The organism is Pseudomonas sp. FDAARGOS_761, from assembly GCF_013343155.1.
GTDB lineage: Bacteria > Pseudomonadota > Gammaproteobacteria > Pseudomonadales > Pseudomonadaceae > Pseudomonas > Pseudomonas aeruginosa.
This window is the reverse complement of record NZ_CP054572.1, coordinates 2579539-2603867: the sequence shown is the minus strand read 5'-3', so window position 1 is coordinate 2603867 and position 24329 is coordinate 2579539. Positions and strand designations below refer to the sequence as shown.

24 protein-coding genes are annotated in these 24329 nt (G+C 68.8%); 11 read left to right on the top strand and 13 right to left on the bottom strand.

What is annotated here, in order from left to right; all coding sequences use genetic code 11:
• Window positions 1-166 precede the first annotated feature (166 nt).
• The gene (locus FOC67_RS12210; protein ID WP_003089436.1) at window positions 167-1072 is read right to left on the bottom strand and encodes an AraC family transcriptional regulator; all 906 of its coding nucleotides are present in this window, start codon (window positions 1070-1072) and stop codon (window positions 167-169) included.
• 104 nt (window positions 1073-1176) lie between these two features.
• Between FOC67_RS12210 and FOC67_RS12205 the strand changes: the two genes are divergently transcribed.
• The 6 genes from FOC67_RS12205 (at window position 1177) to FOC67_RS12180 (ending at window position 7661) form a co-directional block, all read left to right on the top strand.
• Entirely contained in the window at window positions 1177-1737 is a 561-nt protein-coding gene (locus tag FOC67_RS12205) for a carboxymuconolactone decarboxylase family protein (RefSeq protein ID WP_003089433.1), read from the top strand.
• 49 nt (window positions 1738-1786) lie between these two features.
• Complete coding sequence (locus FOC67_RS12200) at window positions 1787-2854, top strand: acyl-CoA dehydrogenase family protein (RefSeq protein WP_146419827.1); 1068 nt, start codon at window positions 1787-1789, stop codon at window positions 2852-2854.
• The gene (locus FOC67_RS12195; RefSeq protein ID WP_031755953.1) at window positions 2851-3687 is read left to right on the top strand and encodes an ABC transporter ATP-binding protein; all 837 of its coding nucleotides are present in this window, start codon (window positions 2851-2853) and stop codon (window positions 3685-3687) included. Before FOC67_RS12200 ends, FOC67_RS12195 begins: the two co-directional genes overlap by 4 nt.
• Window positions 3653-4852, top strand: a complete 1200-nt coding sequence (locus FOC67_RS12190; RefSeq protein WP_174707734.1) for an ABC transporter substrate-binding protein — start codon at window positions 3653-3655, stop codon at window positions 4850-4852. Before FOC67_RS12195 ends, FOC67_RS12190 begins: the two co-directional genes overlap by 35 nt.
• The gene (locus tag FOC67_RS12185) at window positions 4849-5613 is read left to right on the top strand and encodes an ABC transporter permease (protein ID WP_003107734.1); all 765 of its coding nucleotides are present in this window, start codon (window positions 4849-4851) and stop codon (window positions 5611-5613) included. The genes FOC67_RS12190 and FOC67_RS12185 overlap by 4 nt, the downstream gene beginning before the upstream one ends.
• Before the next feature lie 638 nt (window positions 5614-6251).
• Window positions 6252-7661 (top strand): LLM class flavin-dependent oxidoreductase, encoded by a 1410-nt coding sequence (locus FOC67_RS12180; RefSeq protein WP_009316110.1) that lies wholly within the window; start codon window positions 6252-6254, stop codon window positions 7659-7661.
• 60 nt (window positions 7662-7721) lie between these two features.
• Here FOC67_RS12180 and FOC67_RS12175 read toward each other — a convergent pair whose 3' ends face one another.
• The 6 genes from FOC67_RS12175 to FOC67_RS12150 form a co-directional block, all read right to left on the bottom strand.
• Window positions 7722-8957, bottom strand: a complete 1236-nt coding sequence (locus tag FOC67_RS12175; RefSeq protein ID WP_009316109.1) for an SfnB family sulfur acquisition oxidoreductase — start codon at window positions 8955-8957, stop codon at window positions 7722-7724.
• Window positions 8958-8988: 31 nt separating this feature from the next.
• On the bottom strand, window positions 8989-10248 hold the full coding sequence (locus FOC67_RS12170; RefSeq protein ID WP_009316108.1) for an acyl-CoA dehydrogenase family protein: 1260 nt from the start codon (window positions 10246-10248) through the stop codon (window positions 8989-8991).
• 217 nt (window positions 10249-10465) lie between these two features.
• Window positions 10466-12091: an NADP-dependent glyceraldehyde-3-phosphate dehydrogenase gene (locus FOC67_RS12165; protein ID WP_003089420.1), complete on the bottom strand. Its 1626-nt coding sequence runs from the start codon at window positions 12089-12091 to the stop codon at window positions 10466-10468.
• 164 nt (window positions 12092-12255) lie between these two features.
• Window positions 12256-12399 carry a hypothetical protein gene (locus tag FOC67_RS12160; RefSeq protein WP_009316105.1) on the bottom strand — a complete coding sequence of 48 codons (144 nt, stop codon included), beginning with the start codon at window positions 12397-12399 and terminating at the stop codon, window positions 12256-12258.
• Between the two features lie 25 nt (window positions 12400-12424).
• A complete protein-coding gene (locus FOC67_RS12155) occupies window positions 12425-13777 on the bottom strand; it encodes a GntP family permease (RefSeq protein WP_003107128.1) in 1353 nt (450 codons plus the stop codon).
• 96 nt (window positions 13778-13873) lie between these two features.
• On the bottom strand, window positions 13874-14395 hold the full coding sequence (locus FOC67_RS12150; RefSeq protein ID WP_003107130.1) for a gluconokinase, GntK/IdnK-type: 522 nt from the start codon (window positions 14393-14395) through the stop codon (window positions 13874-13876).
• Window positions 14396-14589: 194 nt separating this feature from the next.
• Here FOC67_RS12150 and gntR point away from each other — a divergent pair, with 194 nt between their 5' ends.
• Window positions 14590-15621 carry a LacI family DNA-binding transcriptional regulator GntR gene (gene gntR / locus FOC67_RS12145; RefSeq protein ID WP_003111384.1) on the top strand — a complete coding sequence of 344 codons (1032 nt, stop codon included), beginning with the start codon at window positions 14590-14592 and terminating at the stop codon, window positions 15619-15621.
• Between the two features lie 616 nt (window positions 15622-16237).
• Here the strand turns inward: gntR and FOC67_RS12140 are convergent.
• The 3 genes from FOC67_RS12140 to FOC67_RS12130 form a co-directional block, all read right to left on the bottom strand.
• The gene (locus FOC67_RS12140) at window positions 16238-16603 is read right to left on the bottom strand and encodes a cupin domain-containing protein (RefSeq protein ID WP_003089408.1); all 366 of its coding nucleotides are present in this window, start codon (window positions 16601-16603) and stop codon (window positions 16238-16240) included.
• Window positions 16604-16635: 32 nt separating this feature from the next.
• Window positions 16636-17934: an FAD-binding oxidoreductase gene (locus tag FOC67_RS12135; RefSeq protein ID WP_003089406.1), complete on the bottom strand. Its 1299-nt coding sequence runs from the start codon at window positions 17932-17934 to the stop codon at window positions 16636-16638.
• Between the two features lie 103 nt (window positions 17935-18037).
• A complete protein-coding gene (locus tag FOC67_RS12130) occupies window positions 18038-18931 on the bottom strand; it encodes a LysR family transcriptional regulator (RefSeq protein ID WP_003111387.1) in 894 nt (297 codons plus the stop codon).
• A gap of 117 nt (window positions 18932-19048) precedes the next feature.
• On the opposite strand from FOC67_RS12130, the gene FOC67_RS12125 reads away from it, so the two are divergent.
• Window positions 19049-20224, top strand: a complete 1176-nt coding sequence (locus FOC67_RS12125) for a serine hydrolase (protein WP_009316103.1) — start codon at window positions 19049-19051, stop codon at window positions 20222-20224.
• A complete protein-coding gene (locus FOC67_RS12120; RefSeq protein ID WP_009316102.1) occupies window positions 20224-21477 on the top strand; it encodes an MFS transporter in 1254 nt (417 codons plus the stop codon). Before FOC67_RS12125 ends, FOC67_RS12120 begins: the two co-directional genes overlap by 1 nt.
• Before the next feature lie 60 nt (window positions 21478-21537).
• Here the strand turns inward: FOC67_RS12120 and FOC67_RS12115 are convergent, their stop codons facing one another.
• Window positions 21538-21864: a hypothetical protein gene (locus FOC67_RS12115; protein ID WP_162471440.1), complete on the bottom strand. Its 327-nt coding sequence runs from the start codon at window positions 21862-21864 to the stop codon at window positions 21538-21540.
• Here FOC67_RS12115 and FOC67_RS12110 point away from each other — a divergent pair.
• A complete protein-coding gene (locus FOC67_RS12110) occupies window positions 21776-22279 on the top strand; it encodes a hypothetical protein (protein ID WP_003089400.1) in 504 nt (167 codons plus the stop codon). The genes FOC67_RS12115 and FOC67_RS12110 overlap by 89 nt on opposite strands.
• A 76-nt stretch (window positions 22280-22355) precedes the next feature.
• Here the strand turns inward: FOC67_RS12110 and FOC67_RS12105 are convergent, their stop codons facing one another.
• Both FOC67_RS12105 and FOC67_RS12100 read right to left on the bottom strand, forming a co-directional pair.
• Window positions 22356-22937 carry a helix-turn-helix domain-containing protein gene (locus FOC67_RS12105; RefSeq protein ID WP_073665517.1) on the bottom strand — a complete coding sequence of 194 codons (582 nt, stop codon included), beginning with the start codon at window positions 22935-22937 and terminating at the stop codon, window positions 22356-22358.
• A gap of 54 nt (window positions 22938-22991) precedes the next feature.
• Window positions 22992-23150: a hypothetical protein gene (locus FOC67_RS12100; RefSeq protein ID WP_003089396.1), complete on the bottom strand. Its 159-nt coding sequence runs from the start codon at window positions 23148-23150 to the stop codon at window positions 22992-22994.
• A gap of 289 nt (window positions 23151-23439) precedes the next feature.
• Here FOC67_RS12100 and FOC67_RS12095 point away from each other — a divergent pair, with 289 nt between their 5' ends.
• A complete protein-coding gene (locus FOC67_RS12095) occupies window positions 23440-24327 on the top strand; it encodes a TauD/TfdA family dioxygenase (RefSeq protein ID WP_003144063.1) in 888 nt (295 codons plus the stop codon).
• The last annotated feature ends 2 nt before the right edge of the window (window positions 24328-24329 follow it).

The following is a 24329-nucleotide window of genomic DNA, read 5'->3' as shown; positions in this document are numbered from 1 at the left end:
TGCAGGGGCGGGCAGCGGCCGTGGCGCTGTCCGCCGCCATCCACCCCAAGGCCGGGGCGTGGCGTGTTCCGGGTTGCCGTTGCGGACCGGGCGCTTGACGAGGCGCGCGCTCTTCGACCCCGCTTCAGCGCCGTTGGCCTGCTCGGTGCCGATCGGCCTCCGGCGATCAGCGGCTGGCCTTGCGATAGGCCCCCGGTTGCTGTCCGGTGGCCTTGTGGAAGGCACGGGTGAAGGCGGCGGTGGACTGGTAGCCGACCGCCGCCGCGACCTCGGCGACGCTGGCGTCGGCGCGCAGCAGGGCGCAGGCGCGGTGCATGCGCAGGGCCAGCAGGACCTGTCCCGGCGACTGACCGCTGAGTTCGTTGAAGCGCTTGAAGAAGGCCGAGCGCGAGAGTCCGGTGCGTTCGGCCATCTGTTCCAGGCTCCAGGGCTGTTCGGGTGCCTCGATCAGCGCTTCCAGCAGGCCGGCGAACTGCGGCTGGCGGGCCAGTGCCACCAGGCCGCCGAGGGTCGGGTTGTCGAGCACCTGCTGGCGCAACACGTAGAGGAACAGCAGGTGGCTGAGGCGCTCCAGCAGAACCGGCGACGGCGCCGGCTGGCGGCGGCACTCGTCGACGATCAGGGCGAACAGGCGTCGCGCCGCGTCCAGCGCCGGATCGCCGGCGCGCAGGATCAGCCAGTCGGGCAGGGCGTCGACGATCAGCCCGGACAATCCCGAATGGAAGTGGAAGAACCCGCAGACCAGGCCGGCACCGTCCGCCGCGTTCCACTCCAGCGCCTGCATTTCGCCGCGCGGCTGGCAGCGCGCGGCCTCGGCGGTGGCCTCGCTGGACAGGCGGAACTCGACGTCGCGCAGGAAGAACAGCGCGTCGCCGCTGTCCAGTCGCCAGCCCCGGGCGCTTCCGGCGACGTGCGCCCAGCAGTGTCCCTGCACCACCAGGTGGAAGCTGGCACGCGCCAGGCCGTGGGTGGAGGCATGCCAGCCGCCGCAGTAGCGACCGACATGGAACAGGCTGGTGTCGACTTCGAGGCTGTCTAATAACCAATCGACAAGCGGGTTGGACGAATTCATCTAAGGGAAAGACTCAAGAGCAAGTGATAGCGACTTTAGAATATTGAATGGATTTCTTATTACCAAGAGACTTCTTCGACACCTCAACCACCGGAGTCGAAAGCATGTCACGCGTTCCCGTGCTCACCCTGGAAAACGCCCCCGAGGCGGCGCGTCCGTTCCTCCAGACCGCGCTGAACAACTCGGGTTATATCCCGAATCTGCTCGGCGTGCTGGCCAATGCGCCGGCCGCCCTGGAAACCTACCTCACCGTGTCCGGGCTGAACGCCAAGGCCAGCCTCGGCCTGCCCGAGCGGGAAGTGGTGCAACTGGTGGCGGCCACCACCCATGGCTGCGACTTCTGCGTTGCCGGGCACACCGCGGTGGCGCGCAACAAGGCGCGCCTGCCGGAGCCGGTGATCGAGGCCCTGCGCGCCCGCGGCGAACTGCCCGATGCCCGCTACGAAGCCCTGGCCGATTTCACCCGCGCGGTGATCGCCAGTCGCGGCGCGGTCACCGACGAACAGTTCGAAGCCTTCCGCGCCGCTGGTTTCGACCAGGCCCAGGCTCTGGAAGTGATCCTCGGGGTGAGCCTGGCGACGCTCTGCAACTTCGCCAACGTGTTCGCCCGCACGCCGCTCAATGCCGAGCTGGAGCAATATCGCTGGACCAACCCGCAGGCCTGAGCCTGCGCTTGCCGGGCGGCGTGCCGCGCCGGCGCAAGGAGTGACGACCATGCTTGACCCGACCCTGAGCGACTGGCTCGACCGCCAGGCCGACGCCCTCGACCGCGGCGACGCCGATCCCGCCGCGCTGCTGCCGCGCCTGGCCGCCGCCGGCGTGCTCGGCGTGGCGGTGGAGGAACGCCTCGGCGGCGCCGGCGGCACGCTCGCCGACGCGGTGGAGCGGGTGGCCGCGGTGGCGGCGCGCTCGCTGACCGCGGCGTTCGTCTTCTGGGGCCAGCGCGCCTTCATCGAGTACCTGTTGCAGAGTCCCAACCAGGAACTGCGCCAACGCCTGCTCGGCGACCTGCTGGCCGGCCGCCTGGCCGGCGCCACCGGGCTGTCCAACGCGATGAAGTTCCTTTCCGGGATCGAGGCGCTGCAGGTGGTGGCGCACGCGGAGGAGGCCGGCTGGCGCCTGGACGGTCGCCTGCCGTGGGTGACCAACCTGCGCAGCGGCGATTTCGTGGTGGCGGCGGCGATCGAACGCGGGGAGGGCGGCAGCCCCTTCGTCCTGGCGATTCCCGAAGGACTCGCCGGCTTGCAGCGCTCGGCGGACCTGCGCCTGCTCGGCCTGCAATGCAGCAACACCGCCGCCCTCGATCTGCGCGCGGTGGCGGTCTGTCGCGACTGGCTGTTGCACGACGACGCCCGGCAGTTCCTGCCACGGGTACGCCCGGCCTTCCTCGGCCTGCAATGCGGCATGGCCATCGGCCTGGCGCGCCGCGCACTGGTCGAAGTGCAGCGGCACCTGGGCGGCAGCCGTTCGCTGCTGGATGGCGAGCTGGCGGCACAGCGCGAAACCCTCGACGGACACGTGGCGGCGCTGTACGCCGGACTGACCAGCGGCGAGTTCGCCAGCCAGCCGGCACGCCTGTTCCGCATCCGCATCGGGCTCGCCGAAGCCGCCGCCAATGCCGTGCAACTGGAGTTGCAGGCCAGCGGCGGCAAGGCCTACCTGAGCGAGCACGGCGCCGGTTTCGCCCGCCGCTGGCGCGAGTCGGCGTTCGTCCCGATCGTTACGCCGAGCCTGGTGCAACTGCGCGCCGAACTGCAACGCCAGGCCGAGGCCAAGGCATGAGCGAGGCGCTCCTCGACGCTCGCGGGATCGCCCTCGGCTATCCGCGCGGTGCCGGCTGGCAGGCGGTGCTCGGCGATTTCGACCTGCGCCTGGGCGCCGGCGAGGTGGTCTCGATCCTCGGTCCCAGCGGCGTCGGCAAGTCCAGCCTGCTGCGCGTGCTGGCTGGCCTGCAGGAGCCGGCCGCCGGCAGCGTGCGGGTACTCGGCGAGCCCCTGCGCGGACCGCATCCGGGCGTCGCGGTGGCGTTCCAGGACCCCAGCCTGCTGCCCTGGCTGAACCTGGAGAAGAACGTCGCCTTCGGCCTCGATTTCGCCCGCCAGCCGCACCTCGACGCGGCCACCCGCCAGGCCCGCGTCGACCAGGCGATCGCCGCGGTCGGCCTGGAGCACGCCCGTGCCCGCTACCCGGCACAACTCTCCGGCGGCATGGCCCAGCGCACCGCGCTGGCCCGCTGCCTGGCACGGCAGCCGAAGGTGCTGCTGCTCGACGAACCTTTCGGCGCGCTGGACGAAGTGACCCGCGCCGACATGCAGCAGCTGCTGCTGCGGGCGATCCGCGAGCGCGGCACCGCCGTGGTCCTGATCACCCACGATATCGACGAGGCCCTGCTGCTCTCCGAACGCATCCTGCTACTGGGTGACAGCCCGGCGCGGACCCTCGGCGAGTGGCGCATCGACCTGCCGCAGCCACGCGCGGAGCTGGTCGAGGAACTGGGCGCGTTGCGCATCGAGATCCTGAAAACCCTACGGCGGGCGAGCCGCACCCATGCCCATCCCATCGCTCAGCCGGAGGCCTCCCATGTGCCTGGACGACCCGACCCATTCCCGACGTGACATCCTCAAGCTCGCCGCGCTGCTCAGCGCTGCCGGCGCGTTGCCGCTGCTGAGCAGCCTGCAGGCGCGTGCCGCCGCCGAACCCGACGCGCCGGTGCGCATCGGCTACCTGCCGATCACCGACGCCACGCCCTTGCTGGTGGCCCATGCCAACAGCCTGTTCGAGGCCGAGGGCATCCAGGCCGAACGGCCGGTGCTGTTGCGTAGCTGGGCGCAGGTGATCGAGGCGTTCATCTCCGGCCAGGTCAACGTCATCCACCTGCTGTCGCCGATGACCGTCTGGGCCCGCTACGGCAGCAAGGTGCCGGCCAAGGTGGTGGCCTGGAACCACGTCGGCGGCTCGGGGCTCACGGTGGCTCCGGAGATCGCCGAAGTGCGCCAGCTCGGCGGCAAGAGCGTGGCGATCCCGTTCTGGTACTCGATCCACAACGTGGTGTTGCAGCAACTGCTGCGCGACAACGGCCTGCGCGCGGTGAGCCGCGCGGTGGGCGCGGCGCTGGCCGCCGACGAGGTCAACCTGGTGGTGCTGCCGCCTTCGGACATGCCGCCGGCGCTGGCCAGCAAGCGCATCCACGGCTACATCGTCGCCGAGCCGTTCAACGCCCTGGCGGAGAACCTCAAGGTCGGCCGGGTACAGCGCTTCACCGGCGATGTCTGGCGCAACCACGCCTGCTGCGTGGTGTTCATGCACGAACACGACCTGGAGCGGCGGCCGCAGTGGTCGCAAAAGGTGGTCAACGCCATCGTCAAGGCCCAGCTATGGACTCGCGAGCACCGCGCCGAGGCCGCACAGTTGCTGTCCAAGGCCGGAGCCAACCGCTACACGCCGCACGCGCCGGAGGTCCTCGGCCGGGTGCTGGCGCCGGGCGCCGAGGAGCAGCAGGCCTATCTCGCCAGCGGCGCGATCCGCCACGCCGACTGGCAGGAGCGGCGCATCGACTTCCAGCCCTATCCCTATCCGAGCTACACCGAGGAACTGGTGCGGCGGCTGAAAGACACCCTGATCGAAGGCAATAATGCCTTCCTCGCCAGCCTCGATCCGCGCCAGGTGGCCAGTGACCTGGTGGACGACCGCTTCGTCCGCCAGGCCCTGGCAGAGGTCGGCGGGTTGCAGGCGTTCGGCCTCGCCGAGGGCTTCCAGCGCAGCGAGGAGATCAGCCCGTGAGGCAGACCCTGCGCCAGGGCGCGCTAGGCGTCGCCGGGCTGTTGACGCTGTTCGCCCTGTGGTGGCTCGGCGTGGCCCTGTTCGGCGCCGCCGACGGCCTTTCGGCACGCTTCTCGCCGCAGGCGACGTTGCTCAGCCTGGGTGAACTGCTGGAGCGCCGCGAACTCTACGAGCATGTGCTGGTGAGCCTGAAACGGGTCCTGCTGGGCTTGTTCCTGGCGCTGCTGGTGGGAGTGCCGCTGGGGCTGCTGGTGGGCGCCTCGCGCAACCTGGAAGCGGCGACCACTCCGGCGTTCCAGTTCCTGCGGATGATCTCGCCGCTGTCGTGGATGCCCATCGCGGTGATGCTGATGGGCGTGGGCGACCAGCCGATCTATTTCCTGCTGGCCTTCGCCGCGCTCTGGCCGATCCTGCTGAATACCGCCGCCGGCGTGCGCCAGCTCGACCCGCGCTGGCTGCAACTGAGCCGCAGCCTCGCCGCCACGCCCTGGGAAACCCTGCGCCGGGTGATCCTGCCGGGCATCCTCGGCCATGTGCTGACCGGCGTGCGCCTGGCCATCGGCATCCTCTGGATCGTCCTGGTGCCCTGCGAGATGCTCGGCGTCAGCGCCGGGCTCGGCTACTACATCCTCGACACCCGCGATCGCCTGGCGTACTCCGAGCTGATGGCGATGGTGCTGCTGATCGGCCTGCTCGGCTATCTGCTCGACGCCGCGGCGCGCGGACTCTACCGGCGCTGGGCGCACGGAGCGCTCGGGTAGGACGAGGTACCGGTGCGCTGGCGGATAGCGCCGGGGCGCTATTCGCCCTACGGGTAATGGGGATGCTCGGGTAGGGCGAATAGCCGCTCGCGGCTATCCGCCGGACGGGGTTCCGGTGCGTTGGCGGATAGCGCCGGGGCGCTATTCGCCCTACGGGTCAATGGGGATGCTCGGGTAGGGCGAATAGCCGCTCGCGGCTATCCGCCGGGTGGGGTTCCAGTGCGCTGGCGGATAGCGCCGGGGCGCTATTCGCCCTACGGGTCAATGGGGCGCTCGGGTAGGGCGAATAGCCGCTCGCGGCTATCCGCCGGGCGGGGTTCCAGTGCGCTGGCGGATAGCGCTGGGGCGCTATTCGCCCTACGGGTCAATGGGGCGCTCGGGTAGGGCGAATAGCCGCTCGCGGCTATCCGCCGGACGGGGTTCCGGTGCGCTGGCGGATAGCGCCGGGGCGCTATTCGTCCTACGGGGTTCGGGGCTCGGGTGGGGCGGGCGAATGTGTTGATCCGCCAACACTTGCCCAGCAGTTGCGCCCGCCCAGCGACAGGGGCTTGCCACCCAGGCCTTGCCCGGCGCGGCCCCGCAGCCCGGCACGGGCTGTGCACGGGGTGCCGGATGCACAGGCAAGCCAAGGAGTCCCCATGCCGCGCGAAATCCGTCTCAACGCCTTCGAAATGAATTGTGTCGGCCACCAGTCGCCTGGCCTCTGGGCGCATCCGCGCGACCGCTCCTCGCAGTACAAGGACCTGGAGTACTGGACCGACCTGGCGCGGTTGCTCGAACGCGGCCGTTTCGACGGACTGTTCATCGCCGACGTGCTGGGCATCTACGATGTGCTCGACGGCAATGGCGACGCGGCGATCCGCCAGGCCGCCCAGGTACCGGTGAACGACCCGCTGGCGCTGATCACGCCGATGGCCGCGGTGACTCGCCACCTGGGCTTCGGCCTGACCGCCTCGCTGTCCTTCGAGCATCCCTATCCCTTCGCCCGCCGACTCTCGACCCTGGACCACCTGACCAAGGGCCGGATCGGCTGGAACGTAGTGACCTCCTACCTGGAAAGCGGCGCGCGCAACCTCGGCCAGCAGGCCCAGCTCGACCACGACCGCCGCTACGACTATGCCGACGAATACCTACAGGTGCTCTACAAGCTCTTCGAAGGCAGTTGGGAGGACGGCGCGGTGCTCCGCGACCGTCGCCGAAGGATCTTCAGCGACCCGGGCAAGATTCACGAGATCCGCCATGTCGGCGAGCACTTCCAGGTACCCGGCATCCATCTCTGCGAACCGTCGCCGCAGCGCACGCCGGTGCTCTACCAGGCCGGCGCGTCGAGTCGTGGCAAGCGCTTCGCCGCCGAGCACGCCGAGTGCGTGTTCGTCGCCGCGCCATCGAAGACCGTGCTCAAGCAGGCGGTCGCCGACATCCGCCAGCGCGTCGCCGAGGCCGGCCGCGATCCGCGCAAGGTACTGGTGTTCAACCTGCAGACGGTGGTGCTGGGCGAAACCGACGCCAAGGCCAGGGCCAAGTTCGACGAATACCGCGCCTTCGTCAGCTACGAAGGGGCCCTGGCGCTGATCTCCGGCTGGACCGGGATCGACTTCGGCCAGTATCGGCCGGACCAGGTACTGCGGCACATCCACACCAATGCCATCCAATCGGCGGTGGAAGCGTTTTCCAGCGCCGATCCGAAGCGCACCTGGACGGTCCGCGAGCTGGCCGACTGGGTCGGTATCGGCGGCTTCGGCCCGCTGTTCGTCGGCAGCCCGGCGACCGTCGCCGACCTGTTGCAGGAGTGGGTGGAGGACACCGACGTGGATGGCTTCAACCTGGCCTATGCGCTGGCCCACGAAACCTTCAGCGACGTGGTCGAATTGCTGGTGCCGGAGTTGCAGAAGCGCGGGGTGTACAAGACCGAATATGCGCCGGGAACCCTGCGCGAGAAGTTGTTCGGCGACGGCCCGCGGCTGCCGGATTCCCATCCGGCGGCCGGCTATCGCGACCTGCGGGCGCTCTGGGAGAAGGAGGCCGGGCGCAACGCGCTGCCGGCCTGACCTGGGCGGACGGCGGATGACGCCGGTGGCGCTATCCGCCCCCAAGGCCCGGGACGGCTCCTAGAGCCAGGCGTGCCGCGGTGGCTTCACCCCATTCAACTGGTAGTTGCCGATGGCGTGGTATTTCCAGCGCACCGGGTCATGCAGGGTGTGGGTGCGGGCGTTGCGCCAGTGACGGTCGAGATTGAGTTCCTCCAGGGTCGAGCGCGTGCCGGCCAGTTCGAACAGCCGGTTGGCGGCGAGCAGGGCGGCTTCGGTGGTGAGCACCTTGGCCTCGGCCACGGCCATCGAGGCGGCGGCCACACTCTCCTCGTCGGGGGCGGCGAGCGCCGCTTCGATGGCGTCGGCCGCCAGGTCGAGCACGGCTTCCGCGGCGCGCACGCGGATGCGCAGGTCGCCGACCTGCTGGATGGTGTAGGGGTCTTCCCAGGCATGCTGCTGGTTGGCGTCTATCCATGGCCGCGCGTGGCGGCGCACCTGCTGCACGGTCTCGGCGAGGATGCCACGGGCGATGCCGGCGTCGATGGCGGCCTGGATGAACTGCGATACGGCGCCGGCGGCGGTGGGGCGGTCGAAGGCGCGGTGCACCGGGATGACGTGCTCGGCCGGCACCCGCACGTTGTCCAGGATGACGGTGCCGCTGGCGGTGGTGCGCTGGCCGAAGCCGGACCAGTCGTCGATCACCGTCAGCCCCGGCGCGTCGCGCGGGATGAACGCCAGGTGCGCGCGCTGCTCGGCGTCGAGGCCGACGGCCGGTACCCAGTGGGCGAGCAGGGCGCCGCTCGAATAGAACTTGCGGCCGTCGATGCGGAACCCGTCGCCATCCGCCAGCACTCGTGTCTGGAATTCGGCGACGGTACGGCTGTGGCGTTCGGAGAAGGCGTTGCCGAAGCGCACGCCGTCTAGCACCAGGCCGTAGAAGAAGCGTTTCTGCTCCTCGCTGCCGTCCAGGCGCAAATGGTCGAGCACCGCCAGGTGGTTCTGCGGCAACTGCGCCAGGGACGGGTCTACCGCGGCGATGGTCTTCAGTACTTCGGCCAGGGTCCGGTAGCCGACCTCGGCGCCGCCGTAGGCGCGCGGTACGCTGATGCCCCATAGGCCGCTCTGCGAGAAGGCTTCCAGTTCGGCCACCGGCAGCCGGCGCTGGCGGTCGCGCAGCGAGGCTTCCTCGGCGAACAGCCCGGCCAGTTCGCGGGCGACGCGGATCGCCTCGGCGTCGTCGGCGATGCGCCGGGCCGGGGTCCGTGGCAGCGGTTGCCGATAGGGATCGGCGGCGTTCTTTTCCAGTGCGCTCATGGCAACTCCTTGCGATGGGATGGGGCGAGGTTCAGCGGGACGCCGTGGCCGGACCGCTGCCGATCTGCCAGACGTAGGGCGGCTCGCTGCCGTTGATCTCCCAGTCGCCGACGATCCGTTGCTTGTAGATCAGGGGATTGTGCGAGGCGGCGGTGCGCGCATTGCGCCAGTGGCGGTCGAGCTGCTTGCCGCGGCCGACGGCGGAAGCGCCGCTGGCGTCGAACAGCTCGCTGGTGGCCTGCAACACCAGTTCGGCGACGATCGCCTGGGCCTTGGCCGATTCGATCTCGGCGGCGACATTGGCCTCCTTCTCCGCCTGCGGGTCGCCTACGAAGCGCGCCAGGTAGGCGCGCTGGGCCGCTTCGGCGGCGCGCAGGGTGGCCGCCTCGGCGGCGTAGACGCGCGCGGCGATGCGCCCGACCACCTGCTGCACCTGGGGATCCTGGCTGACTCGCGGGGCATTGCCGTGGCTGTAGATGCGGGTCCGCCCGCGCACCTCGGCGGCGACGTCGCGCAAGGCGGCGCGGCCGGTGCCGGCCAGCACCGCGAGCAGGACCAACTGGTAGAACGCGGTCTGGTACTTGAAGCGGCTGGCGAAGTCGATGAGGTTCTCTTCCTCCACCTCGGCGTCCTCGAACCGCGACGTGCCGCTGCCGGTGGTGCGCTGGCCGAAGCCGTCCCAGTCGTCGCTCTGGCGCACGCCGGGCTGGTCGGTGCGGATCGCCGCGATCACGTCGGCGCCGGTGTCGTCGCGCTGGGCATACAGATCGATCCAGTCGGAGAAGAGGCTGCCGGTGCTGTAGTACTTGCTGCCGTTCACCACCCAGCGACCGTCGTCCTTGCGCGAGACGCGGGTGAGCACTTCGCCCAGCCGTACCGAACCGACCTCGGTCCAGGCGCAGCCGACCAGGTCGCCCTCGACGAAGCGCCGCAGCCAACGGTCGCGGCCAGGGCCGGGCTCGGCATTGAGACGGTCCTCGACGAAGGCGAAGTGGCCGCGCAGGGCCTGGGTGATGTTGGAGTCGGCCTCGGCCAGTTCGATCAGCAACTGCACCAACTGCGGCAGCGAGGCGCCGGCGCCGCCGTGCTCGCGCGGCACGCGCACGGCGCCGAAGCCGGCCTGCTTGAGCCAGGCGATCGCCTCGTGGGGCAGTTCGCGTTGCCGTTCGCGCTCGACGGCGCCTTCGGCGATGCGCGCGAAGATCGGTCGGAAACGCTGGGCGAGCAGTTCGTAGTCGGCGCCTTCGGAGAGACTGGCGGCGGTGGCTTCGGGATGGACGCGGGCGTTCATGCGGACTCCTGGTAGGCAGCGGGGCCGTCCGGTCGACGGCTACCCTGGAGTCCGGGCCGTTGCACAGCCTGTGCCGACCCGCGCAGGCCACTGCTTGCGCGGGTTCGCGCGAGCAGGAGGTGTTGCCGGGGCGGCAGCCTGTTGCGCGGCTGCTGCCTGGCGAACAGTCGGGGAGGTGGCGGCAGGTCCCTCTCCCGGCGGGAGAGGGACAGGCGCTTCAGAAGATGTAGTCGGTGGTGAGGAAGTTCGACGCGCGGTTGCGGATGATCTCGCTGACCAGGGTCTTGTTCGCCTCGGTGTCGCGGGTCGCCACCAGGGTGCGGATGGAGAACACCCGCAGCGCGTCATGGACCGACAGGGTGCCTTCCGCCGAATTCTTCCGGCCGTTGAACGGGTAGCTGTCCGGGCCGCGCTGGCACTGGGCGTTGACGTTGATCCTGCCGACCTGGTTGGCGAAGGCATCGACCAGCCGGCCGATCTGCGCCGGGTCGTTGCCGAACAGGCTCAACTGCTGGCCGTAGTCGGAGCGCAGGACGTAGTCGATCACCTCGTCCAGTTCGCGATAGGGCACCACCGGCACCAGCGGGCCGAACTGCTCCTCGTGGTAGAGGCGCATGTCCGGGCTCACCGGACTCAGCAGGGCGGGGTAGAAGAAGCTCTGTCGATGCTCGCCGCCGCCCGCATTGACCACTCGTGCGCCCTTGGCCAGGGCGTCGTTCAGCAGGCCTTCGAGATAGTCGACCTTGCCCGGCTCCGGCAGCGGCGTCAGCGCCACTCCCGGTTCCCAGGGCATGCCCGGCTTGAGGCTGGCCAGGCGCGCGCTGAACTTGTCGAGGAACGGTTGAAGCACGCTTTCGTGGACGAACAGGATCTTCAGCGCGGTGCAGCGCTGGCCGTTGAAGGACAGCGCGCCGGTGACCGCCTCGTTCACCGCGTTGTCCAGGTCGACCTGCGGTAGGACGATGCCCGGGTTCTTCGCGTCCAGGCCGAGGGCGGCGCGCAGGCGGTGCGGGCGGGGGTGCAGCTTCTTCAGGTCGCTGGCGCCGGAATGGGTGCCGATGAAGGCGAACACGTCGACCTTGCCGCTGGCCATCAGCGCCGACACGGTTTCCCGGCCGCGCCCGTAGATGACGTTGATCACTCCCGGCGGGAAGCTGTCGCGGAAGGCTTCCAGCAGCGGGCGGATCAGCAGCACGCCGAACTTGGCCGGCTTGAACACCACGGTGTTGCCCATGATCAGCGCCGGGATCAGGGTGGTGAAGGTTTCGTTCAGCGGGTAGTTGTACGGCCCCATGCACAGCGCCACGCCCAGCGGCACCCGGCGGATCTGGCCGAGGGTGCCCTGTTCCAGCTCGAAACGGCTGGAGCGGCGGTCGAGTTCCTTCAGCGCTTCGATGGTGTCGACGATGTAGTCGCAGGTACGGTCGAACTCTTTTTCGGAGTCCTTGAGGTTCTTGCCGATTTCCCACATCAGCAGCTTGACCACCGCTTCGCGTTGTTCGCGCATCCGCGCCAGGAAGCGTTCGACGTGCTGGATGCGCTCGGCCACCCGCAGGTTCGGCCACAGGCCCTGGCCGTGGTCGTAGGCCCGCACCGCGGCGTCGAGGGCGGCGAGCGCGGCGTCGGCGTCGAGCAGCGGGGTGCTGCCGAGGATCACCTGGCGCTCGCCGTCGGCCTCGGCGAGGAATACCGGGCTGCGTACCGGCGCCAGCGGGCCGTCCCAATGTCGCAGTTGGCCGTCGACCAGGTAGTCGCGCTGCTCGATGGGGGCGTCGGGGCGATACTGCTCGGGAATGGCGTCGAGGCTGGGAAACAGCGAATCGAGGTGGAGCGGGGCGGTCATGGCGGGTCCTCGAATGACGTGGGTGAAAGGCATGGGACTGTTGTAGCGCGGTCCGGGGCGAAGGTAAATCGTTTCAGCAGGAAAACCGTCGTGTCCTTGCCGGAAATCAGCCTTTGCCCCCGCTTCGCGGGGAGGCGGGAGCAAAGGCACGGCACCGTCTGGCTTCAGGCGTCGACGGTAGGCTCTTCGCGGGGCCGCGCCGGCGGTGGCTCAAGCAGTTCCTGCTGCTCGGCATAGCGCTGGCGGATATCGAAGTCGCGCGGCCAGCGCGAGGCTTCGTGGTCGGGGCGTTGCATTGGTTCGGTCATGGCTGAACTCCGGTCGGGCTGGTGCTCAGAGCACCAGCGACAGCAACAGGATGAAGACCAGGCCGACCACGGAGAGGATGGTCTCCATCGCGGTCCAGGTCTTGAAGGTCTCGCTGACGCTCATGTTGAAGTACTGCTTGACCAGCCAGAACCCGGCGTCGTTGACATGGGAGAGGATCAGCGAGCCGGCGCCGGTGGCGAGCACCAGCAACTCGCGGTTGACGCCGGGAATCAGGTCGATCACCGGCACCACGATGCCGGCCCCGGTGATGGTGGCGACGGTGGCCGAGCCGGTGGCGATGCGGATCACCGCGGCCACCAGCCAGGCCAGCAGGATCGGCGAGATCTGCGCGTTCACCGCGAGATGGCCGATGACGTCGCCGACCCCGCTGGCCACCAGCATCTGCTTGAAGCCGCCGCCGGCGCCGATGATCATCACGATGGCGGCGGTCGGTGCCAGGCTCTGGTCGAGCAGCCTGAGGATCTTCTTCGAGTCGAAGCCACGGGCGTAGCCGAAGGTATAGAGCGCCACCAGCAGGGCCAGGAGCAGGGCGCTGATCGGATGGCCGATCATGTCCATCCAGGCGCGGAACGCGTGGCCATCGGGGAAGGCGACGTCGGCGAAGGTCTTCAGCAGCATCAGGAACACCGGCAGTAGCACGGTCGCCAGGGTCACGCCGAAGCTGGGCAGGTCCTGGGTCTCGGGCTCGTGGGCGATCTGCTCGACCAGTTCCGCCGATGGCGTGCCGGGTATGTAGCGCGAGACCAGCGCGCCGAACAGCGGGCCGGCGATGGCGGCGGTGGGCAGGGCGACGATCAGGCCGTAGAGGATGGTCTTGCCGATGTCGGCGCCGAACACGCCGATCGCCAGCAGCGGGCCGGGATGCGGCGGCACCAGACCGTGCACCGCGGAAAGGCCGGCGAGCAACGGGATGCCGATCTTGATCAGGGACACGCCGCTGCGCCGGGCGACGATGAACACCAGCGGGATCAGCAGGATGAAGCCGATCTCGAAGAACAGCGGGATGCCCACCAGGAACGCGGCGAGCATCATCGACCAGTGCACCCGCTCCTTGCCGAAGGCGCGGATCAGGGTGCGGGCGATCTGGTCGGCGCCGCCGGAATCGGCCATCAGCTTGCCGAGCATGGTGCCCAGGGCGAGGATCACGCCGACGAAGCCGAGCACGCCGCCGAAGCCGTCCTGGAAGGATTTGACGATCTTCTCCACCGGCATCCCCGAGGTCAGGCCGAGGAAGCCGGCGGCGATGATCAGGGCGATGAAGGGATGCACCTTGAAGCGGGTGATCAGCACGATCAGGCCGATGATGGTCACCAGGGCGTCGAGGAGCAGGTAGGCATCGTGTGACATGCCGAACATGGAGGGCTCTCCTTTTGTCGTTGTTCTACCGGAGTTGCTGTTTCATTGAAGCGCTTTTTCGGGGTAGCGCTATCTTTGTCGGACAAGCGAAAGACTTCAGGCGGCGGCGTGCTCCAGCCACCAGGCGTGGGCGGCCTGCGCCAGGCATTCCACCGGCAGGGTGGCGTCCAGGCGCAGGGTCAGGGGTTCGTCGAGCGGCGGCTCGAGGGCGGCGAACTGGCTGTCGATCAGGGTCGCCGGCATGAAGTGGCCGGGGCGCTGGGCGACGCGCTCGGCGGCGACCGCCGGGGTCAGTTCCAGGTAGACGATGCCGAGGCCGGGCACCGCGCGGCGCAACCGGTCGCGGTAGGCGCGCTTGAGGGCGGAACAGGTCAGTACCGGCAGCTTGCCGGCGGCCACCGCCTGGCGCAGCTGCTCGGCGAGGGTGTCCAGCCAGCCGGCGCGGTCGTCGTCGGTGAGGGGAATGCCGGCGCTCATCTTGCGGATGTTGGCGGCGGGATGGAAGCTGTCGCCTTCGATGCCGTGGGCGCCGCTGCGCTGGCAAAGGGCCTGGCTGACGCTGGACTTGCCGCAACCGGCGACACCCATGATGACCAGGGCTTGGAGGGGTGGATGCATGGAACACCTCAAGCGTGAGACAGCGCTATCTTTGCGACCTGGAAAAAATCGCGCGAGCCTGGCTCCGCCTTCTTGTCGTTGTGGTCTGTCGAATCCCGCGCGGGCAGTGGCGGACAGGCCGCCTCAGGCGATTGCCCAGGTCGCGAGACAGCGCTACCTTAGTGCCTGGAATTTTGTTTGGCAAGCAGGCCACGATGAGCATCACCAAGAACGACAAGAACACGCGAACCACCGGACGTCCCACCCTCAACGAAGTCGCGCGCCGCGCCGGGGTCAGCCCGATCACCGCGTCGCGCGCGTTGCGCGGCGTCGCCAGCGTCGCCGAAGAACTGGCGCAGAAGGTCCGCGACGCCGCCCGCGAACTCGGCTACGTGGCCAACCCCGCGGCGCGCGCGCTGGCCTCGGCGCAAAGCCACAGCGTGGCGGTGCTGGTGCCGTCGCTGGCCAACCTGCTGTTCATCGAGACCCTCGAGGCGATCCACGCGGTACTGCGGCCGCAGGGCCTGGAAGTGCTGATCGGCAACTTCCACTACTCGCGCAACGAGGAAGAGGACCTGATCCGCAACTACCTGGCCTACCAGCCACGCGGCCTGCTGCTGACCGGCTTCGAGCGCACCGAGAGTGCCCGGCGGATGATCGAGGCCAGCGGCATTCCCTGCGTGTACATGATGGACCTGGACTCCGGCGCCGGGCTCAATTGCGTCGGCTTCTCCCAGTTGCGCGCCGGCGAAGCCGCCGCCGAGCACCTGCTGGCACGCGGCCGCAGGCGCCTGGCCTACATCGGCGCTCAGCTCGACCAGCGCACCCTGCTGCGCGGCGAGGGGTTCCGCCGCGCCTTGCAAAAGGCCGGCTGCTACGACCCGGGGCTGGAAATCCTTACGCCGCGGCCGTCCTCGGTGGCCCTCGGCGGCGAACTCTTCGTGCAGTTGCTGGCCAGTCAGCCGCAGGTCGACGGGGTGTTCTTCTGCAACGACGACCTGGCCCAGGGCGCGCTGTTGGAGGCCCTGCGCCGTGGGGTCAAGGTGCCGGAACAGATCGCCGTGCTCGGTTTCAACGACCTGCCGGGTTCGGACTGCACGGTCCCGCGCCTGAGCAGCATCCGCACCCCGCGCGAAGCCATCGGCCGGCGCGCGGCGGAGCAGTTGCTGGCGCTGATCGCCGGCAAGGAGGTGCGCGATAGCGCGCTGGACATGGGGTTCGAGCTGATGGCGCGGGAGAGCACCTGAACCCGCGGCCCGACGGTGCGGCCGTTCAGGGACATGTCGAGGGTTGGGCAGCGCCGCCGGGCGTAACGGCTTGCCGGGTAGGGCGAATAGCGCCGCAGGCGCTATCCGCCGTTACGCCGGATTTCACGGCGGATAACCGCGAGCGGTTATTCGCCCTACGGGGGCGTGTCGAGGGCTGGGCAGCGCCGCCGGGCGTAACGGCTTGCCGGGTAGGGCGAATAGCGCCGCAGGCGCTATCCGCCGTTACGCCGGGTTTCACGGCGGATAACCGCGAGCGGTTATTCGCCCTACGGGGACATGTCGAGGGCTGGGCAGCGCCTCCGGGCGGAACGGCTTGCCGAGTAGGGCGAATAGCGCCGCAGGCGCTATCCGCCGTTACGCCGGGTTTCACGGCGGATAACCGCGAGCGGTTATTCGCCCTACGGGGACATGTCGAGGGCTGGGCAGCGCCTCCGGGCGGAACGGCTTGCCGAGTAGGGCGAATAGCGCCGCAGGCGCTATGCGCCGTTACGCCGGGTTTCACGGCGGATAATCGCGAGCGGTTATTCGCCCTACGGGGGCGTGTCGAGGGCTGGCAGCGCCTCCGGGCGTAATGGCTCGCCGTTACGCCGGTGTCTCAAGCCACCGCGTAGTAATGCTTGACGAAGCCGCCGTCGGCAACCTCCCAGAGCACCGGGGTGCCCTTGCTGACGAACCAGCTGTCGCCGGCCTTGTAGAGCGTGCTCTGGCCGGTGGACTCGTCGGTGAGGCGGACCTCGCCGCTGACCACCGTGGCCTGTTCGCTGAACGGATAGGTCATGCGGAACTTGCCGGCGGTGGTGCCGAAGTAGGCGGCGCTGACCGGGTCGGTGGGGGCTCCGGCGGTCATCTTGCCGAAGGCTTTCACCTCGCCTTCGAGGATCTCCGAGCCGAGGTCGGCGACGCTGCCCCAGGCGTCCAGTTCATCGAGGGTGATGCCGTGGCGGATAACGGTAATGGCCATGGGAATGCTCCTTGTAGAGTGATCGGTAGGTTTCAGCGCCGGCCGTTCCAGTAGCCGGAGAGCTGGTGCCAGGTCTTGCCCGCGCTGAGCAGCAGCGGGCGGAAGTGGTCCTTGCCGTGGATCGGGATGCGGCGCACCGAGCTGAGCAGGTCGTAGCGCGCCGAGCCTTCGCTCATGCCTTCGGCGAGGACCTTGCAGACGATGTGGCTGGGGGTCACGCCGAACCCGGAATAACCCTGGACGAAGAACGCGTTGGGCCGCCCCGAGAGGCTGCCGATCTGCGGGAACAGGTTGGCGCTGCAAGCCATCGGCCCACCCCAGGCGAGGTCGATGCGGACGTGCTCCAGGTAGGGGAAGATCTTCAGCATCAGCTTGCGGTTCCAGGCCTTGAGGTCGCCGGGGATGCGTTCGACGAAGGGTGTGGCGGCGCCGAACAGCAGGCGGTTCTCGTTGGTCACCCGGTAGTAGTCGATGACCGGGCGGATGTCGCTGTAGGCGCCGCGGATCGGGCTGATCCGCTGGATCAGTTCGTCCGGCAGCGGCTCGGTCATCATCTGGAACGCGTAGGTATTGATGGTGGTGCGGTGCAGCTCGGGTTCGAGCCGGTTGAGGAAGCTGTCGCAGGCCCAGAGCAGCTTGTTCGCGGTGACCGAGCCCTTGGCCGTGCGCACGCGGATGCGCTCGCCGTATTGCACCTCCAGCGCCGGGCTGTATTCGAATATCCGTGCGCCGAGGCCGGCCAGCGCCTTGGCTTCGCCGAGCAGCAGGTTGAGCGAGTGCACATGGCCGCCGCCCATGTGCAGCAGGGCGCTGCCGTAGGCGTCCGAGCCGATGATCTGGCGCACCTCGGCACCGTGCAGGTAACGGATCTCATGGGGCGAGCCGAGCGACCGGAATTCCTTTTCCCAGGCCTGCAGGGTCTTCGCCTGGCGTGCGTTGAAGCCCATGTAGCCGTAGCCGTGGCAGAAGTCGGCGTCGATGGCGTACTTCTCGATGCGGCCCTTGATGATGTCGGCGCCGAGGTCGCTGATCTCGAAGATCGCCCGCAGGCCGTCCTCGCCGACGTCCTTGCGGATCTTCTCCAGGTCGTGGCCGATGCCGGCCATGATCTGCCCGCCGTTGCGCCCGGTACCGCCGAAGCCGAGGTGGCGGGCCTCCAGCACGACGATGTCGGTGATACCGTGCTCGGCCAGTTCCAGCGCGGTGTTGATGCCGGAGAAGCCGCCGCCGATCACCACCACGTCGGCGTCCAGGTCGGTTTCCAGGGAGGGGAAGGACAGCTCGTACTTCTTGGTCGCCGTGTAGTAGGTCGGCGTCTCGATGTTGATCATGGATGCGGCCTGGCAAGGGGTGGATGTACCTATTAGACGCTCCGTGGCCGCCGCGGTCTTGTTCCTGTCTGCCGCCGGCTTGACCGGCCCTGCCAGGCGCGCTTCAGCCCAGCGTGGCGATCACCCGTGGCGCGACGAAGTCGATGAAGGCGCGCAGCTTGGGCGAGACCTGGCGGCCGGACGGCCAGAGCAGGAAGAATCGCGCGCGGCGCTCGCAGAAGGCGTCGAGGACGCTGACCAGGCGCCCTTCGCGCAGCGCCTCGCGGATCGAGAAGTCCGGCAGGCAGGCGATGCCCTGGTCGCGCAGGGCGAAGCAGACGCGGGTCTCGATGTTGTTGCAGACCATCGACACCGGAATCTGCGGCGGGGCTTCGCCGTCCGCGCGGCGCAGCGGCCATTCCTCGAGGCGGCCGGTGTTGGAGAAGCGGTAGTGCAGGCAGGTGTGCCGCAGCAGGTCTTCCGGGCAGCGTGGCGTGCCGTGGCGGGCGAAGTAGGTCGGCGAGCCGACCAGCTTCAACTGGAACTCGCCCAGTTCGCGCATGGACAGCCGCGAATCCACCGGCTGGCCGGTGCGCAGGACCACGTCGAAGCCTTCGTCGACGACATCCACCACGCGATCGCTGAAGTCGAGGTCTAGCTCGATGTCCGGATAGGCCTGCATGAAATCGGCGAGCGCCGGCAGGACCAGCCCGCTGACCAGCGGCAGGCTGACCCGCAGGCGCCCGCGCGGGGTCTCGCGGCTTTGCGACAGCTCCAGCTCGGTGGCTTCGATCTCGGCCAGGATGCGCCGGCTGCGCTCGAGGAACAGGCTGCCTTCGGCGGTCAGGGTGATGCTGCGGGTGCTGCGGTGGAACAGGCGCACGCCGAGCTTCTCTTCCAGGCGGGCGACCCGCTTGCCCACCGCCGAGGCGCTGACGCCGAGGGTCCGGGCGGCGCCGACGATGCTGCGGGTCTCGGCGACGCGGACGAAGACGGTGAAACCGCTGAGGCTGTCCATGCAAGGCTCCGATTACGGACATGAAGGTCCGGATAGAGCGGAACTCTATCCGTCTTTTTCCGCTTTTGCAGCGCTCTTAGCCTGTCCGCATCCTTCATCGTCCGCGGAGAGTCCTGCATGTCAGGTTTCGAACGAGGGCCAGGGCGCAGCCTGGCGGAACATGTCGATCAGGCGATCGAGGCGGCATTCGCCGACCAGCGCCTGGTGGGAGCGGTGGTACTGGTGGCGCACCGGGGGCAGTGGCTCTATCGACGGGCTGCCGGCCTGGCCGACCGCGAGGCCGGCCGGACAATGGGTGAGGACAGCCTGTTCCGCCTGGCCTCGGTGAGCAAGCCGATCGTCAGCGTCGCGGCCCTGAGCCTGGTGGACGAGGGCCGGCTGGCCCTCGATGAGCCGATCGCCGACTGGTTGCCGGCGTTCCGTCCGCGCCTGGCCGACGGCCGCGAGGCGCGCATCACGCCGCGGCAGTTGCTGAGCCACAGCGCCGGCCTCGGTTATCGCTTCCTCGAAGCCGACGCAGACGGCCCCTATGCCCGCGCCGGGATTTCCGACGGCATGGACCTGCCGGGCTTCGACCTGGCCGAGAATCTCCGTCGCCTGGCCTCCGTGCCCTTGCTCTACGAGCCCGGCCGCGCCTGGGGCTATTCGCTGGCCACCGACGTGCTCGGCGCGCTGGTGGCGCGGGTCGACGGGCGGCCGCTGGCGGAAGCGCTGCGGCAGCGGGTCGGGATTCCGGCCGGCATGCGCGACAGCGGCTTCCTCTGCGCCGACGCGCAACGCCTGGCGGCGGTCTACGTCAGCGACCGGCCACGCCCGCGGCGGATGGCCGAGCGGGAGACTGTCACGCCGTTCGAGGACAGCGTCGGCATTCGCTTCGAGCCGCGTCGGGCCTTCGAGCCGTCTGCCTATGCGTCCGGCGGGGCGGGGATGATCGGCAGCGCCGGCGACGTGCTGCGCCTTCTGGAGGTCCTTCGCCAGGGCGGCGCGCCGTTGCTGACGCCTGGCCTGGTGGAGGAAATGGGCCGCGACCAGGTACCCGGCCTGGAACTGCCGGCCAATCCCGGTTTCGGCTTCGGCCTGGGCTTCTCCGTGCTGCGTGACCCGGCCATCGCGCAATCGCCGGAGTCTCCCGGCACCTGGCGCTGGGGCGGCGCCTACGGGCATTCCTGGTTCGTCGACCGGGCCCGCGAACTGTCGGTGGTGGCGCTCACCAACACCCTGTTCGAGGGCATGTCGGGACGCTTCGTCAACGACCTGCGCGACGCCGTCTACCGTGCCGCGGAGGTGCGCTGATGGGACGCCGCGAAGCATTTCCGGAGAACGCCGGGGCCGCTGCGTCGGCCGTGGCGCCGCGGCTGCCGCTGAGCGCGTTGTTGGCGATGGCGATGTCCGGCTTCGTCGCCATTCTCAGCGAAACCCTGCCGGCCGGCCTGCTGCCGCAAATCGGCGCGGGGCTGGCGGTCAGCGAGGCGCTGGCCGGGCAACTGGTCAGCGTCTATGCCCTGGGTTCGCTACTGGCCGCGCTGCCGGCGGCGAGCCTGACCCAGGGCTGGCGGCGGCGCCGGGTGCTGCTGCTGGCGCTGCTGATCTTCTTCGTCTGCAACAGCTTCACCGCCGTTTCCTCGGATTACCGCCTGACCCTGCTGGCGCGCTTCGGCAGCGGCGTCGCCGCCGGCCTCGCCTGGGGCCTGCTGGCTGGCTACGCGCGGCGCCTGGTGCCGCCGGAGCAGCAGGGGCGGGCGCTGGCGGTGGCCATGCTCGGTGCGCCGCTGGCGTTGTCGCTCGGCGTTCCGCTGGGCACCTGGCTGGGCGACCTGCTCGGCTGGCGCTGGGCCTTCGGCCTGTTGTCGCTGATCGCGCTGTTGCTGGTCGGCTGGGTGCTGCACAGCGTGCCGGACTTCCCTGGCCAGCCGGCCGGGCGGCGCCTGCGCCTGCTCGGGGTGCTGCGCACGCCGGGCGTGCGTCCGGTATTGCTGGTGATCGTCGCCTGGGTGCTGGCGCACAACATCCTCTACACCTATATCGCGCCGTTCCTCGCCAAGGTCGGCCTGGGCGCCTCGGTGGACCTGGCCCTGCTGGTATTCGGCAGCGCCGCGGTGGTGGGAATCTGGCTGGTCGGCGCGCTGGTCGACCGGCACCTGCGGCGGATGGTCCTGGCCAGCCTGGCGCTGTTCGCCGTGGCGGCGCTGGCGCTGTGCCTGGGCGCTCGCTGGAGCTGGCTGGCGTTCGCCGGCCTGGCCCTCTGGGGGCTGACGTTCGGTGGCGCGGCGACGCTGCTGCAGACCGCTTCGGCGGACGCCGCCGGGGAGGGCGCCGATCTGGCCCAGTCGATGATCGTGGTGGCCTGGAACCTGGCCATCGCCGGCGGCGGAGCGTTGGGCGGCATGGTGTTGCAGCGCTGGGGCAGCGAGATGCTGCCCTGGACCCTGCTGCCGCTGATCGGCCTGGCCGCGGCGCTGGCCTGGGGCAATGCCGCGCACGCGTTCCGCGTCGGCCCGCGCGGTTTCCCCAGGGCATCGTCCGAACGCCGGAAAGCGGCGGAATAGAGGGGCGGCGCCGGGCAAGGCAAAAAACGCGACGGGTCTTAGAACGTTTATTCACTTGGGTTATTTGGATAGGCCCGATTCGAATATCCATCGCGTCGAAATACCTGTCGCGACGATGCTCTCCTCCGTCATGCAGCGGAATCCGCTGTCATTGCGCCGAACGCCTTCGCTGCCTCGCCGGTAGCCGCCATGCAGCGCCCGGCGCGGCTGTTGCACCGGCATCTTGCCGGTGCGCCGGCGCTGCCTAGAATCGGCCCCAGTCGCACTTACCCCCGCTTCGCCTACAGGAGTTACCGCCATGATGAATGCCATGCAGATGCCGATGAACATGAATGCCGCCATGCCGATGATGCCCATGATGGGCATGCCGATGATGATGGCGAGCATGCAGTGCGAAACGATGGACGACGGCATGCTGTGCAAGATGATGCCGGCGATGGGCATGGACATGGGCCAGTTCCGCAACAGCGCCGAGATGATGGCGATGATGATGAACTGCGGCATGCCCATGATGATGCAGTGCGGCAACCTGGCGATGATGGGCATGTCCCAGGCCTGCATGGCGATGATGCCGACGATGGGCATGGGGATGGGCATGCCGATGATGGGCATGGCTCCGATGAAGTGCATGATGGAGTGCTCCATGCAGGGCGACGCCCTGCATTGCAGGATGATGCCGATGCAGGGCATGGACATGGAGATGTTCAAGAATTGCTGCATGCTGATGGCGAAGATGATGGAGTGCGGCATGCCGATGATGATGAGTTGCAACGGCATGCCGATGATGTGCTGCACCTGCTGATCCGTCGCCGGATGGAAAAGGCCCGCCCGGGATGACCGGGCGGGCCTTTCTTCGTCCATGGCAGCAAGGCCGGGGGTCAGTCCAGGCGCTCCGGGTAGGTCATCACCAGGTACGCCAGCGCTTCGCTATCGGCGGGATTGCGGTAGCTGTGCGGCTGGTCGGCGTAGAACAGGATCGAGTCGCCGGTGGCGAGCAGGAAGCGCTCTTCGTTGACCCGCACTTCCACTACCCCTTGCGCCACCACCAGGTTCTCCTGGGTGCCGGGGGCGTGGGCTTCGGCGTCTTCCTGGCCGAGGCCGCGCAGGCGCAGTTCGTAGAACTCCACCTGGCGCGCCACATCGAAGGGGAACAGCGCGCGGCTGGTGAAGGCGCCGTCGGCGCTGACCAGGCGCTTGCTCTGTTGCGCCGGCAGCACGGCGACGCCGGCGAAGGCGCGATCGTCGAGGAAGGCTGCCACCGACACCTTGAGGCCCTGGGCGATCTTGCACAGCACCTTGATCGACGGCACGCTGCGCCCGGACTCGATCTGCGCCAGCATCGCCCGGCTGACGCCGGAAATCCGCGCCAGGGCGTCCAGCGAGAGATTGCGCTTGCCGCGCAGGCGCAGCAGGTTGTGGGCGACGCGCTGGCCAATCAGATCATCGGGCTCGGTATGCACGCCGGCGGCCAGTTCCAGGTGGGCGACGCCATCGCTGGCGGGCAGGTTCATCGGTCAGGCCCGGCGGCTGCGCTCGTCGTGCCTGGCTGGCGGTTGCGGCACGGCGTAGCCGGCCCGCCAGGCGTACACCGCCCACATCATTTCGCCCAGGCGGCGTGCCTGGCGGCGCGAGCGGTAGCGGGCGAAATCGATGACGTTGTCGGTGCGGTCCATGAGGCATTCCTCGGGCGGCGGGTTCGATGGCAGCCAGACTATCCCTTCGCCGCTTAGAGCCATAAATACTAAGTTTTTATTTATTAATTCATTTTTGTGCTTACAAGGAACGCCGAACCGTACCGAGCAGCATATTTATATTCTTTAAAGGTATTTAAATTAATTTTCTTATTCCAATAAATTAAAGACTCTCGCGTACCTGCCGACCAATCGGCGCGCCGCACCGAATCCATGCCGCCTCGCGCGGTATCTCGTGCCCGGCGTGTCCGGGCTTGCGTGGGAGTCAGCGATGTCCGTTTCCCTTCCGGCGCCAGCGCGCGCCGACGTTCCCTTGCAGATCCGTGCCCTCGATGCCGCGTTCGGCGCCGAGGTGCTCGGCCTCGACCTCGGGTTGCCCCTGGCCGCCGAGGACTTCCGCCGTATCCATCGGGCGCACCTGGACCACCATGTGCTGGTGTTCCGCGAGCAGCGCATCACCCCGGCGCAGCAGATCGCCTTCAGCCGGCGCTTCGGTGAGTTGCAGATCCATGTGCTGAAGCAGTTCCTGCTCCCAGGGCATCCGGAGATCCTCATCGTTTCCAACATCGTCGAGAACGGCCAGCCCGTCGGTCTCGGCGATGCCGGCAAGTTCTGGCACTCCGACCTTTCCTATAAGGAGCTGCCGAGCCTCGGCTCGATGCTGCATGCCCAGGAGCTGCCGGAGGAGGGCGGCGATACTCTGTTCGCCGACATGCACAAGGCCTGGGACAGCCTGCCGGAGGCCCTGCGCAAGGCGATCGAGGGACGCACGGCGGCGCATTCCTATACCGCCCGCTACAGCGAACCGCGCTTCGAGGGTAACTGGCGGCCGACCCTGAGCGCCGCCCAGCTCGCCGAGGTGCGCGAAGTGGTCCATCCGATCGTGCGCACCCACCCGGAAAGCGGGCGCAAGGCGCTGTTCGTCAGCGAAGGTTTCACCACCCGCATCGTCGGCCTGCCGGCCGACGAGAGCGCCCAACTGCTCGCCGAGCTGTATGCGCACAGCGTGCGCCCCGAGCACATCTACCGGCATCGCTGGCAGGCGCATGACCTGGTGTTCTGGGACAACCGCTCGCTGATCCATCTCGCTGGCGGTTGCCCGGCCCACCTGCGGCGCAAGCTCTACCGCACCACCATCCAGGGCGACGCGCCGTTCTGACG